Genomic DNA, 13562 nt, shown 5'->3' on the forward strand with positions numbered 1-13562 from the left:
TATTGCTAATCAGCTGGATGAAATGCCGTTGTTCGGTCTTATAAGTTTAATGTGATCATCGCAGAAGAGTCACAGATCATTCGCGCAACTGCAACATCGCTTCCCTAGTGGCGCTGCAAGGCCGGTCCGGAGAGACGGGTCGATCCAAGGGGAAAATCATGATCAGCATGCGCAGCCGGATGGCCTTGACGGCCTCCAGCCTCATTTTCGTCGCGATGAGCTCAGTGCCGGCAGCCGCGGTGGACGCCGTCACGGCCGATGCCGCCGCAGCCGCGGCATTGGCGGAGGACAGCGGCCTAACCGTGGTCACCGTCACCGCCCAGAAGCGCCCGGAAAGCCTCCAGTCCACGCCGATCTCCATGTCCGTGATGCGCGCCGAGGACCTCGTCAGCCGCCATGTCACATCGCTTGTCGACCTCGGCGATGGCTCCATTCCATCCCTGAAGATCGCGCCCTTCTATTCTCGCAGTTCGGCGCTGGTCGTGAACATCCGCGGCATTGGCGTGCTGTCGGACGCCAACCAGCCAGCGCGCGATCAGGGCGTCGGCGTCTATATCGACGGCGTCTATCTGGGGCGCGCCCAGGGCCTTGGCACCGCCCTGTTCGATATCGAGAATGTCGAGGTGCTCAAGGGTCCGCAGGGCACCCTCTTCGGACGCAACACCGAAGGCGGCGCTGTCAATATCGTCACGAAAAAGCCGAGCGGCGAACTGCATGTGAACGCAACCGGCGGTATCGGCAATTTCGGCGCCTACAAGGGCGAGATGCATCTGGACCTCCCGTCGTTCAACGACATCGCGGTTAAGATCGACGGCGTGGTCGCCCATCGCGACCCGCTGGTGAAAAAAACCCGCTCTCCGGCGCCGACGGCTTCAATCAATATGACAAGCGCGGCCTGCATGTCGAAGCGCTGTGGACGCCGTCCCCCGATTTCAGCGCCGACTATTCCTTCGACATTTCTAAGGATGAATCGACCTCGCTCTACCTCAATCTCGTCGCGCCCGGCACCAACACGCGCGCGGCGATCGCCACGGTCCAGCCCGATCGCGTGCGCACCGCCAATGTCGGCGTGCCGCTGCAGCCCAGCGTCGGCAATGTGCACGGCCACCGCCTGACGCTTGAATGGGAGGCGTCGCCCGAGCTCACCCTGAAGTCGATTAGTTCCTACCGCAAGCTGCGCCAGAGCCAGTTCGACAATGCCTCGGCCGCGACCTCTATGTCCTCACCCGCGGCGTCACTGGCCGCCAATGCCGCTGGCGGCTTCACCAACTTCCAGTTTGCCCGCTACAGCCTCGCCCATTTCTGGCAGAACCAGCGGAGCCAGGAGTTGCAGGCCATTGGCGACATCGGCCGCGTGAAGTTTGTCGCCGGCGCGCTCTACTATCGCGAGCATGTGTCGGACAATGCGCAGGCGTACAACACCAACATGTTCACCAACGCAGCCGGATCGACCTACACGGTCCTTTCGCTCGATCCCGCCGCGCAGCGGATCGACCGCGCCAGCCATGTCACGACCAAGAGCATCGGGGCCTTCGGCCAGGCGACCTGGACCCCCGATATGCTGGGCAACGCCGTGCACCTGACCGGCGGCCTGCGCTGGACCAGGGACAGCAAGCATGGCGCGCTGGCGATCGTCAACGGCGCGCTGCCAGTGAACCGCAACGGCTTGGCCGGTGAGATCGGGCTGGACGCCAGCTGGTCGCGGGTCGACCCGATGGTCAATCTTGCGATTGACCTCAGCCAGGACATGCACGTCTACGGCAAATGGTCCACCGGCTATAAATCCGGCGGCGCCAATTCGCGTTCGCAGGAATATGACCCGTTCAACCCGGAATCGGTGTCGATCTTCGAAATCGGCGCGAAGACCGAGTTTTTCGACAATCGCGCGCGCTTCAACATCGCGGCCTATGCCGGAACTTACAAGAATATCCAGGTCGACTTCAGCCGCCCCTATGAAATCGGCGGCGTGCGCCAGACGCGCACCACGTTGTCCACGGTGAACGCGCCGGGCAAGGGCGGCGTGCACGGGATCGAGGCGGACCTGACGGTCAATCCGCTCGAAGGCCTGACCCTGTCGGCCTCCTACGCCTATCAATATGTCCGCATCCCCTCGACGGTGAATCCCTATCCGAACGCCGCGGGCGTGATCAGCCCCATCGCCGTGCCGATCTACCAGACCTACACCCCTAAATATTCGGCGAGCGGCGCGATCGATTACGAGCTGCCGATGGACGGCTTCACCATTCGCGCGCATCTGGACGGCAATTATGACTCGGGCTTTTATGTCAATGCCAACGACCCGGTCTATGTCGGTCCCGGTAGCGCCTCGAACGTCTACCAACCGATCGGCGAAAAGGCCTTCATCGTGAACGGCCGCCTCGCCATTTCGGACGTGCAGACGGGCACGGATGCCAAGGTCAGCTTTGCGCTGTGGGCGCGCAACCTCTTCAACGAACAGCATCTCTTCTACAAGGGGCTGAGCCCGACTTCGGGCCTCAATGGCTTCTTCAACGAGCCGCGCACCTTCGGCGGCGAGATCAATCTTCGCTTCTGACGACGGCAGGGAACGATGGGCTGAGCGCCCGTCGTTTCCCTCTGCCATCTGAATTTCACATTATTTCGGCAAGGCCGCCGATACAAACGCCGCGAGAGGAACGCCCCATGAAGCTTCAAACCGTCTTGCCCCTGATCACGCTGCTGTTGGCCGGCACGGCCCATGCCGAGGCTGTCCAGGCGCCGCTGGTGACGCGAACGGCGCTAGACGCACTGACGGTCAGCTGGTCCGGTCGGGAACCTGTCGACATTTTTCTCTCCGACGATCCCGACGCAAAGCCGGACGATGCGAAACTGGTGTCGAAGGAGGATCGCGACGGCACTGAGACAGTGAAGGTCGCAGCCGGCGAACGCGCCTATTTCCTGCTGAGGGGCCACAAGTCCGGCGATTTGGTGCGCGTGGCGGAGCGAGTGCTGCCCTTGCAGCAGGGATCAAACTTCCGCGACATTGGCGGCTATCCGGCCGCCGACGGCAAGCATGTCCGCTGGGGCCTGATCTATCGCTCCGGTGGCCAGCCCCTCCTGACCGACGCCGACGTGAAGCAGATCCAGGCGCTCCAGCTCGCGAACCTAGTCGATTTGCGCTCGGGCGAGGAACGGGTGATCGCGCCCACCCGAATAGACGGCGTACCCTACCAGGCTGTCGGCTATTCGATGTCGGCGTTGACCGGCGGGAGCGTCCCCAAAAATGGGCAGGGTGTCTATCGGAACCTGCCGACGATGATGGCGCCGCAGTTGCGTCTGATATTTCAGGACCTGCTCGCTCGAAAGGGAGCGATCGCATATAATTGCTCCGCGGGGCAGGACCGAACCGGCTTTGTCACGGCCATGATCTTGTCCGCGCTGGTCGTCCCGCGCGCCACGATCGTCGCCGACTATCATCTCTCCACCACCTACAGGCGGCCCGAATGGGAAATGCCCAAGATCGACACAGTGGCCCAGGCCAACAATCCGGTTGCGATGTTCTTCGCCAAATATCAGCAGGACCCGGCAGCGGCCATACCGCAGCCTCTAAAGGAGGCAGATGGCACCCCCTTCCTCAGCCATGCATTTGACGAGGTCGACAGCCGATGGGGCTCGGTGGAAAACTATCTCGATCAGGAGATCGGCGTAACGAAGCTTGACCTGGCAGCCCTGCGAGCTGGTTACCTCGAATAATGTGCGACACTTCCGCAAAGGCCATGCAGTCGCAGCCGACCCTTCTCCTTTGCCGTTCAGCGGCCAATTTACTATCCCTAGGTGTGGACCGTCTGCTAAGCTCACTCGCTCCTTCAGGCCCCCCGGACCGAGCGTCTCGCGGAAAGGTGCTGCCGGACATGTTTGACCGCTGTCCGCCTCTAAAGCGGCATGTTGGCGCCAGATGGGCAGCTGAGAACGCGATATCATGAAAAAGCGGAGCACAATCGTGCTCCCCAAGTGCCCAGAGGCTAGGGAGAATTTAGCCTTTGGTCTGTTCAATCATGCTGTAGTCGATATATCCGCGTGGACCTGGAGTATAGAGAGTTGACGCATCGAACTGCGCCAGAGCGGCATTAGACTTGAGGCGGAAAGGCAGATCCGGATTGGCGATGAACGGCCGGCCGAAGGAAAAGGCGCTAGCCACCCCTTTCGCAAGCAGTTGCTCGGCAAGGGCGCGCGTCAGCCCTTCGTTCAGGATGAGGTTACCCCGCCATTTGCGTCTTACCAACACGAGACTATCCAGCTGTGGATTGGCCACATCAATTAGATGGCAATAAGCAAGGTTCAAAGACGAAAGCCTCTCAAGCAATGCCCCATAGGTCTCCGTCGGATTGTCGTCCCAAATATCATTAAAGGGATTGCCTGGGCAGATGCGGAAGCCCACTCGACCCTCCCCGACAGCAGCTACCATCGCCTCAATTGTTTCAGCGGCGAGTCGGATCCGATTAGCCGCGGAACCACCATAGTCATCGGTCCGTCGGTTACTGCCGGACGAGAGGAACTGTGCCGGCAGATAGCCGCTGGTGCAATGCAGTTCGACCCCATCGAAGCCGGCGGCTATCGCGTTCCGCGCGGCCTGCGCAAATTCTTCGATTAGCTTCGGGATCTCGCTAAGCTCGATCGCGCGCGGCTCGTCAAAGGGTATCATCCCCTTATCGGTAACGATTTCTCCCTTTGCGCGGATTGCAGATGGTGCGATCGTCTCCGTTCCGGGGGCCTTGTTCAGAAGGCTGCCGACACGCCCGCAATGCATGATCTGGAGCACGATCTGCCCGCCCTCCGCATGAACAGCATCGGTCACCCTGCGCCAGCCGGCAATCTGCGCCTCGCTATGAATTCCGGGCGTACGTATATAGCCCTTGCCTGATGCGCTCGGTTGCGTGCCCTCGGTGATGATGAGGCCGGCACCGGCGCGTTGCCGATAATATTCCATCATCAGTTCGGTCGGGACATCACCATCCCCCGCCCGGCTGCGGGTCATGGGCGCCATGACAATGCGGTTTGCGAGCTCAAGGTCGCCCAACCGGATGGGATCGAAAAGCGTCGCTGTGGTCATGCCACTGCCTCTTTGGTCCAGGGGGCCTCGGCGGTACCGCGCGTCACCGTGGCGCCCTTCACGCGCATCTGATATTCCCCTGCACGGGCCCTCGGATTGAAAAACTGCCTGTACCAGATGCGCACTTTGCCGAAGGGGCCGTCCCCCTGAACTACCATGGGATTGAGGCAGGCCCTTTTGTGCCGCCAGATTTGGATATCCTGTGAAAGCGCCGCGCAGCTCGCCTCCTGGTAGGGCCGAACAGCGGCGATCGTTTCCGCGCTGGCCACCGCCTCAGCTGATTTCACTGTCAGCCCATGCCAGAGTTTAACACAGCCTTCGTCAACAGGAGTGTGACAGAAGAGCATGATCGATGGATATTCGCCTGCCATCCACGATTGAAGGATGCCTGGCCCGGTATAAGAAGTGTCATTCACCATATACTCGCCCTCGCGCCCCGCAAGCGTGCGGTGACCAGCGCGTAGATGTTGCCAAACGACATGAGCGTCGAAGACATTCTCAAAGCGCTGCATGTCAATGCTTCCGTGAATCGGCTCGAGATGGGCTTTGTCTCCAATATTGTCGATGATTTCCACTGGATGGCAGGGTAGCTCACCGAGCGGATCGATTGTCCAGTTGACCCATCGGGGATCGTCCCACTCGGCGAAGGAAGGCAGATCATAGTCAGGCTCCCCTCCCTCGGGATCGTACCAGACGAACACGCAGCCCGCGCGTTCGACAACCGGCCACGTACGGATGCACGCCGCCTTGGGAATGGGCGCGGGCGAGTAAGGAATGTCATCGCACTTGCCGTCCGGTCCAAAACGCCAGCCATGATAGGGACAGCGGATGGAATCACCCTCAATCTGCATCCCATCGCGTACGATGTAAGAGGAGCTGCCATGCGCCAAATGCGTGCCCATGTGCGGACAATATGCGTCCATCAACATGACGCGCCCGCTCTGCCCGCGATAGATCACCATGTCCTGGCCGAAATAACGAACTGCCAGCGGAGCGCTTCTCAGTTCAGCTGACGCCGCGACCATGAACCAGCCGCGGGGATAGCTAAATTCACCCAGGCCATAGTCCGCCGTATTTGCCATTATCATTTTCCCAATTGGAGCTCGCCCGTGCCCAGCACGCCATGCGCGCACGAGCGAGCTAAATTTCTTAAAACTCGACGGTCAGGTCCAAACCATAGGTGCGAGGGGCACCAAAAATTGCGCTCGGGACGCCAGCCGGGAAAGAGGTCGCGTAATAATTCTCATTGGTGAGATTGCGGCCCCAAGCCGCGATTTTGAGGCCGTCGAGGCCAGGAATTTTCGACAGGCTGATGCGGGCACCGAGTAGGCCGTTCGAACCGACAATATATCGGGGATCGTTGGCGATAGCGGTATAGCGATCTTGCCAGGCGTAATTAACGTTGACGTCAAATTTCCCGATGCCCGTTTCCGGCGAGCTATAGTCGGCGGCTACCGTGAAGCTGTTCTTTGGTGCATTTGTAAAGTGGAAGCCACTAGTGACATCATTTCCTGTAAAGTCGATCACCTTTTTGTACTTGGGATTGACACGACCATAGGAGGCCGAAAGAGTCATACCTTTGAAAATTCGCGCCGAGAGATCGACTTCCAAGCCAGTGATTTTTGCCTTTCCTGCATTCAGCACATCATTGACGCGCGGATTAACCGGATCGAGGACGTTGAGCTGAATGTCCTTATAGTCATTGTAAAAGGCTGCAACGTTCAGGCGAACACGCCGGTCGAAAAACTCGGACTTGAGGCCTAGTTCATAGGAGATGAGCGTTTCGGGACCAAATCCACGTGCAAAGGTCGCGGCCGAGGAGGCAGCCGGATTAAACCCGCCGGTCTTATAGCCTTTTGAGAGCTTAGCGTAGACGTTCACGTCTCGATTGATGTCGAACGCGATTGTGCCCGTAGGACTAAAATCCTGAAAACTCCTGCGCCCATGCTCATTGATAGCGACGACGCCTGGCGCCACCCCTGCGAAATTGGTTTTCACGAGCGTGGCATCACGCTTATCCTTAGACCAGCGGGCGCCTACAGTAATATGTAGTCGATCATCAAGCAGCGCGGGTGTGAAGGTTGCCTGACCGAAAACCGCGTAGGCCGAGTTCTTAAAATCCACTGCGCTCGTCGAGCGCCCACCAGGCGTCACCGATGTGTTGAAGCCATCACCATTCTCCGTGAAATAATAGATGCCGGCGACATATTTGAGCCGCTGGTCAATCGCGCTACCGATCAGTTGCAGCTCCTGCGTGAACTGCTCCTGATTGACGGTGTCACTGACCGTGAAGATCGGGAACAGCCCCAAAACACCGCTATGGTAGTCCTGATATTCAAAGGAATTGAGCCGACGATAGCCTGTGATGGACTTCACGGTGAGGGTGTCCGAGGCATCCCATGAAATCGTCAGATTATGTCCCTGCACCTGTGTGTCATTAGGCTGAAAATTGCGGACGGCGGCATTGCTTTGTGTCGCCCGCTTTGCTTCTGCCGGATAAAAGGGAACCTGCTGAATGAAGGGAGATGTGTCCTTGATCCACGCGGAGTCGTAAGTGTAGCGCAGTTCGACGTTGTCCATAGCTTTCCACAATGCGGCGGCGCGGATCGCATGACGATCAACGTCACCGAAACGTGGTGCCCCCGTCCCGAGGTTCTTTACGAATCCGTCTTGGCTGTTCCTCAGATAAGAAAGCTGGAAAGCCACGGTATCGGCGAACGCGAGGTTGACAAGTGTGCGCGCTCGGAACGCGTCATAGTTGCCGATGCCGATGTCTTGTTTTACCCAGGTTTCACCCAGCTCAGGCGCCCTGGTAATGAAACTGATCGCGCCGCCCGTGGCATTGCGGCCATATAGAGTGCCCTGCGGACCGCGCAGCACTTCGATACGCTCAAGTTCGGCCAAATCGGTGCCAAGACCCTGTGTACGACCAACATAGACCCCATCTACATAGATGGCATTGGGAGAGTCGCGCGTGATGTTGTTGGAAAGCTCACCGACACCACGGATGATCGGTCTGACCGACACTGCGCTGTTGGGATGCGGTGAAAGCTGAAGATTGGGCACCCCTCCAGCAATATCGGTGAGAGAGGCTATGCGCCTTGACTCCAGCGCGGCACTGTCAATTGCGGCAATCGAGATAGGTGTATCTTGAAGAGATTCCGACCGCTTCTGAGCAGTAACAATGATTTCCTGAAGACTGCCATCTTCGACTTGGCTATCCTGTGCCAGCGCATTTGATGAATATGCTGCCGAAGCGAGCAAAATCGCGACTGAGTATTTCATTTTCCCTCTCCCCATTTGTATTCAGAACCAGTGAAAGCGGCGATATAGGCCGTTTCTCTTGCGCTCCAACTGAGCGCGCCGGCCCTCGGCCGTGATCGTCTTGACCGACTTCGGCAGATATTTGCGCAATGTTGACTGATCGACGAGCATCGTTTCAATCGAAGTCGTGGTGTCGGCAAACATCCAGCGCCGCCCGATCATTCCCTCAGTATGTCCCGACGGATCGAACCAGTTGGGTAATCCGGGATCGTCGTGTGCGACAACCGCAATTAATTCGCCATTTTCTTCGAGCACGCCGGTGTGGTCGTTGATGCCAGTATGGCGGTAGCGGTAGTCATTCGTTTCCCACCACGGATTGGTGAACTCGATATTCCAGAATTCGCACTGGGGCGGTTTAGTACGCAGAATGAGCGCCTTGCCCTTTGGCACCTTCCAGAAGCAGCAGGCCGGATCACCTCCGGGGGTAGCATTCATTTTGTCGCCGGTGATCTTGCGCCAGTCGATGAACTGGTTTGGCGTCTTACGAAAGAGATCGATCATATTTTGCCAGAACACGACGGTATTCTCGAGCCAGCCGATCGTCTCGTCGAGCGCTGCCATGATCCGGTCCGCAGACATGTCGGGTGGCGGGGCTGGGGGGCCAAGCCGCTCAATCCTTGCTACCATCGGACGTTCATTTTCCCAGTCCGCGAAGAACTGACGGATCGTCAGCCGGAAAACGTCTGGGCCAAGCTTGAGCCAGTTTCCGGAATGCTCACGGGCGCTGAGCATGAGTTCAAAGTTGCCATCAGGATCTGCCTTCATGTCCCGCCCAAACAGTGCGGCGCCCATTCCACCGCCCCAAGGAGTGGGTCCGCGGTTCACGGTGGTGAAAGAAATATGCTTCGCCGACCCACGATTACCACGAACGCGATATTCCTGACGGCCATCAATCGGCGCGCCAAGATAGAGTGCATCGGAATTGTCCCCGCCCTGCTTTCGCGACGGATCGAAGTAGTGGAATAGGTCGGGATTCATCGGATCGTCGTTGTGCAAAGTCATCGACAGCCCGAGGGATATGTTGTTGAGTATATGTAGCAGACCTGCAGCGCGGGCGTTAGGATATTGCGCCGTACTCCGCGCAAAAGCAGTTTCCGCAACCCTGGAAATCCGCGCCATCATTGCTTCAAACACCTTCAACATCGCAGCATCGCTTTTAACGTCGGCAGCGTGCGCCGGTGTGATCGCCAACTCTATTGCCGACAAAAGGCTCAGTGTGCCGCTTCCTGCCAGCATGCCCCGCCGTGACAGCCCGGTGTTCAGGCCTGCTGTCTCCATGTCCATTTCAGCTATCCTTCCTGGTTCAGCGCAGCGCGGATCACTTCGGCAGACATCCCTGCCGTGCGACTCCGCTCTCATTGGCGATAAGCCTACATGATCCGATTTAAACTTACTCGCAAGTAGGTTTTACGGCGCCGCCTTTCTCCGTTTCATCCGCCGTGGGGTAGCGCATTTTTCTGTCATCCTCTGCGCAGCTGAGCCAGCGGATTATGGAAACCGCCGCTCCAGCATCCTGGAGTTTAAATCGACTTACTCGAAAGTCAATTTGACATTTTCTGAAGCGGCTGCCACATATTCGCTGATGACAACTCTGAAACCTGACATGAAGCTCAACAAGGGCGAACTCACCCGGCAGAGCATTCTGGAGAATGCGGAAAAGGCATTCGCTGAGCTGGGCTATGAGGCAACTCGGCTAGAAGCGGTTGGGGACACAATCGGCATTAAGCGAGCAGCGATTTTCTATTACTTTCGCAACAAAAAGGAGCTGTACGCCGCGATTTTCGCCGACATTCACAGCAGCCTGATCCGTTTAACCTATGAGAGGCTCGACGGAGCCGAAGATCCTTGGGAACGTCTCATGCTGCTGGTCGATGGGTGGGTCGATTATATGGTATCGCGCCCTACAGCTGCTCGGCTTATTCTGCGCAATTGCGCCAATGCTGCGCATCCCGAAGAACATTCACCAGATTATTCGGCAGGCGCGCTACAGCTCTTCCGCGATATCATTCAGGAAGGCATCGCGGCTGGGAAATTCGCGGAGGCGAGCTCAATGCATCTAGTCAATCTGCTGAGCGGTAGCATCCTTCACTACGTTTGCAATCCCGAGCAATTGGGCGACCAGAGGCCTTACCGCCCCGAAGATCCAGCGGAAGTCGCGAACTTCAAGCTTGTGCTGCGGCGTACTGCGCGTGCAATCGTAGATATACGAGAGAATAATTGATCGGCTTCGCGCGCCATGCCATCACCGCCCGTCATTGATCAGGCTTCCAAGGCGCACTAGGGTGAGTGAGCGCTTATGGCGATTGGCGTTCATTGATGGTCATGCCTGCGTAGGATTGTGCTTCTGCTATAAGAACAATCTGCCGTCTGCTTCCAAGCGGCACAAGCGTTCCCTGAGATGTCCACAAATTACGGATGCTGCCGATCGCGCTGGTCGAAGCGGAAGATCGGCAATGCGCCCTAGACGCGGTCGTTGAAGCTCCGTCACCGATCGCCTGAAAGCGGACAGAAGCGATATCATTTCCGTCAACAGAAACGGTGGTTCAAAGCGATTTCCCCTCGAACCAAAATAAGATTTTCGTTCCAACGCATTTATTGGTCCCTTTCCCGCGGCCGAGGGGTTAGTTCGATACCTGTCGGCGCTCCGCCCCCAGCCAAATGATCGGAAAATGACCATGCGCGCACTTTGCTGGCACGGGAAAGGCGACGTGCGCGTCGACACCGTCGCGGACCCTGAGATCAAGCATCCGCGGGATGCAATCATCAAGATCAGCGCGCGCGCGATCTGCGGCTCCGACCTCCATCTGCTCGACGGCTACCAGCCGACAATGGAGGCAGGCGACATCCTAGGCCACGAGAACATGGGTGAAGTCGTGGCGCTCGGGTCCGAAGTGCCCAATCTGAAGATCGGCGACAGGGTCGTCGTGCCCTTTACTATCTCTTGCGGAGAGTGTTGGTTCTGCAAGAAGGGGCTCTTCTCGGCATGTTGCACAACCAATCCCAACGCCGAGATCGCCATAAAGGCTATGGGCCACTCGCCCGCCGGCCTGTTTGGCTTCAGCCACATGCTTGGCGGCTATTGTGGTGGCCAGGCCGAGTATTTGCGTGTGCCCATGGCGGATGTCGGACCGATCATCGTCCCCGACAGCGTCACCGACGAACAGGCGCTGTTCCTGTCGGACATTTTCCCCACCGGCTACATGGCGGCCGAGAACGCGCAGATCGAGCCCGGTGATACCGTCGCGATCTGGGGCTGCGGTCCGGTCGGTCAGTTTGCGATCCGGTCAGCCCTGATGATGGGCGCCGGTCGGGTGATAGCAATCGACGAGGTGCCCGAGCGGCTGTCGATGGCGGAGGCCGGCGGCGCCGAGACAATCAACTTCAGTGAAGTCGACGTTTACGACGAGCTGCAGTATCGCACCAAAGGCCGCGGCCCTGACAGTTGCATCGATGCAGTCGGCTGTGAAGCTTCGGGCCATGGTTCGGCCGATGCGGTCCTTGACCGCGTGAAAGCTGCGACCTTTCTAGCGACCGATCGCGTCCACGTGCTGCGAGAGGCGATCATGAGCTGCCGGATGGGCGGAACGGTATCAATCCCGGGCGTGTACGTCGGCATGGGGGACAAAATCCCGATCGGCGCGATGATGAACAAGGGGCTGACGATCAAGACCGGCCAGACCCACGTCCAAGCCTATACCAAACCGCTGCTTGCGCGGATCGAGGCCGGCGACATCGACCCGAGCTTTGTTATCACTCACCCGGCGAGCCTCGAGGACGCTCCCGAGATGTACAAGAAGTTCCGCGACAAAGAGGATGGGGTGATCAAGGTCGTGCTGCGGCCTTAGGCTTCGCTGGAATACGCCCCGCTCTCAATCAGTCGCAGTGCTGATGAATGGGCAAGCCGGATGGTGGCTTCGCGCGTTGGGCTGCGTCAGCCGCCTCGCTTTAGGGAGATGACCAATCGACGACCAACAAAGAGTTGGGTGGTGATTCAAGCAGTTAACCCGAGGACTACGCCATGACCATCACGCAAGAATCCGTATCGCTCGAAGACGCTCAGCGCGTGATCGCCGCCGGTCAGGCCAAGGCCGACGAGATCGGATCGCCGAGCAACGTGGCCGTGGTCGACGCGGGCGGCAACCTCGTCTCTCACATCCGCATGGACCATGCGTGGGTGGGAAGCGTCGACATCTCGATGAACAAGGCCGTCACGGCGCGCGCCTTCTACATCGCCACCAAGGACCTGGCCGAGAACGCTCAGCCCGGCGAGCAGTTCTACGGCATCCAGAACTCCAACCATGCCCGGGTGATGATCTTCGCCGGCGGCATCCCGCTCCGCCAGGACGGCCAGGTCGTCGGGGCAGTGGGAGTGAGCGGAGGCAGCGGCGAGCAGGACCAGACGGTCGCCGAGGCGGCCGCAGCCACGTTCTGATCATCGCGACAACACGAACTAAGCAAATGGGAGATGCAAGATGGCAACGCGGGTCAGCAAAGCGGTTCTGGTACGCTTCAAAGCACTACCCGGCAGGGAGGACGACGTCTGCGCCTTCTTGAACCAGGGGCTGTCGATCGTCGAAGGCGAGCCCAAGACCGTCAGGTGGTTCGCAGTCCAATTCGGACCGTCGTCGTTCGGGATCTTCGACGCCTTTCCCGACGAAGACGGGCGCCAGGCGCACCTATCGGGTGAGGTCGGGAAAGCGCTTGGTGAGAATACGGGTTTGCTTTTCGAGAAGCCCACGATCGAACAGCTTGATGTCGTCGCGGAGAAGCAGCCAGACTAGGACGGACGGCGCCGCGAGTGCGGTGCGGATCAAGCCAGAGCCTGCACGACGGCGAGTTTGAGTAGGGGCACGGTCCCCGTCGCCGTTCGAACGAGAGCGTGCCGCGGGGCGGACAATTAGCGGGGTGAAGCGTTCGCGGTAGATGAAGCGAATTTCGAAGCGACGCCTTGTTGTAGGAGTTGGAGAGATGGCGAACGAGACTCTCATTGGCTTGCGGGTTGAGCTGGTGTCTGGGCAGGCGGTGACCCCATGACACTCGCCGCCGCGCAGCAGGGCCCGTCTTCACCGGTGTTGATGGCGGAGTAAAATGCCCCGGATCGGACATTTGAAAATTCCCCACTTCTTCTGATTGGCCCTTGTCCGGGGCGAGCCCCGGACAAGGGCCAAAG

Annotated in this window: 11 protein-coding genes; 7 read left to right on the top strand and 4 right to left on the bottom strand. The window is 58.8% G+C overall.

Annotated elements, in window-relative coordinates; translation table 11 throughout:
- Window positions 1–158: 158 nt before the first annotated feature.
- The 3 genes from ACFO3E_RS09740 (at window position 159) to ACFO3E_RS09750 (ending at window position 3711) form a co-directional block, all read left to right on the top strand.
- Window positions 159–1115: a TonB-dependent receptor plug domain-containing protein gene (locus ACFO3E_RS09740; protein ID WP_380804227.1), complete on the top strand. Its 957-nt coding sequence runs from the start codon at window positions 159–161 to the stop codon at window positions 1113–1115.
- On the top strand, window positions 1049–2554 hold the full coding sequence (locus tag ACFO3E_RS09745) for a TonB-dependent receptor (RefSeq protein WP_380804229.1): 1506 nt from the start codon (window positions 1049–1051) through the stop codon (window positions 2552–2554). The genes ACFO3E_RS09740 and ACFO3E_RS09745 overlap by 67 nt, the downstream gene beginning before the upstream one ends.
- 107 nt (window positions 2555–2661) lie before the next feature.
- Window positions 2662–3711 (top strand): tyrosine-protein phosphatase, encoded by a 1050-nt coding sequence (locus ACFO3E_RS09750; RefSeq protein WP_380804232.1) that lies wholly within the window; start codon window positions 2662–2664, stop codon window positions 3709–3711.
- A gap of 280 nt (window positions 3712–3991) precedes the next feature.
- On the opposite strand, the gene ACFO3E_RS09755 is transcribed toward ACFO3E_RS09750, so the two are convergent.
- From ACFO3E_RS09755 to ACFO3E_RS09770, 4 genes are all read right to left on the bottom strand, one after another.
- Window positions 3992–5068 (bottom strand): alkene reductase, encoded by a 1077-nt coding sequence (locus tag ACFO3E_RS09755; RefSeq protein WP_380804234.1) that lies wholly within the window; start codon window positions 5066–5068, stop codon window positions 3992–3994.
- Window positions 5065–6150 (bottom strand): Rieske 2Fe-2S domain-containing protein, encoded by a 1086-nt coding sequence (locus ACFO3E_RS09760; RefSeq protein WP_380804237.1) that lies wholly within the window; start codon window positions 6148–6150, stop codon window positions 5065–5067. Before ACFO3E_RS09760 ends, ACFO3E_RS09755 begins: the two co-directional genes overlap by 4 nt.
- 67 nt (window positions 6151–6217) lie before the next feature.
- The gene (locus ACFO3E_RS09765; protein ID WP_380804239.1) at window positions 6218–8353 is read right to left on the bottom strand and encodes a TonB-dependent receptor; all 2136 of its coding nucleotides are present in this window, start codon (window positions 8351–8353) and stop codon (window positions 6218–6220) included.
- Between the two features lie 21 nt (window positions 8354–8374).
- The gene (locus ACFO3E_RS09770) at window positions 8375–9676 is read right to left on the bottom strand and encodes a DUF1214 domain-containing protein (protein ID WP_380804242.1); all 1302 of its coding nucleotides are present in this window, start codon (window positions 9674–9676) and stop codon (window positions 8375–8377) included.
- A gap of 298 nt (window positions 9677–9974) precedes the next feature.
- On the opposite strand from ACFO3E_RS09770, the gene ACFO3E_RS09775 reads away from it, so the two are divergent.
- The 4 genes from ACFO3E_RS09775 to ACFO3E_RS09790 all read left to right on the top strand — a co-directional run bounded on the left by ACFO3E_RS09775 (window position 9975) and on the right by ACFO3E_RS09790 (window position 13173).
- Entirely contained in the window at window positions 9975–10613 is a 639-nt protein-coding gene (locus ACFO3E_RS09775) for a TetR/AcrR family transcriptional regulator (protein WP_066531612.1), read from the top strand.
- Window positions 10614–11067: 454 nt separating this feature from the next.
- Entirely contained in the window at window positions 11068–12237 is a 1170-nt protein-coding gene (locus ACFO3E_RS09780) for a zinc-dependent alcohol dehydrogenase (RefSeq protein ID WP_380804255.1), read from the top strand.
- 173 nt (window positions 12238–12410) lie between these two features.
- The gene (locus tag ACFO3E_RS09785; RefSeq protein WP_380804245.1) at window positions 12411–12824 is read left to right on the top strand and encodes a GlcG/HbpS family heme-binding protein; all 414 of its coding nucleotides are present in this window, start codon (window positions 12411–12413) and stop codon (window positions 12822–12824) included.
- A gap of 40 nt (window positions 12825–12864) precedes the next feature.
- On the top strand, window positions 12865–13173 hold the full coding sequence (locus tag ACFO3E_RS09790; RefSeq protein WP_380804247.1) for a putative quinol monooxygenase: 309 nt from the start codon (window positions 12865–12867) through the stop codon (window positions 13171–13173).
- Window positions 13174–13562: the final 389 nt, after the last annotated feature.

This window comes from Sphingobium tyrosinilyticum (assembly GCF_042654265.1).
GTDB lineage: Bacteria > Pseudomonadota > Alphaproteobacteria > Sphingomonadales > Sphingomonadaceae > Sphingobium > Sphingobium tyrosinilyticum.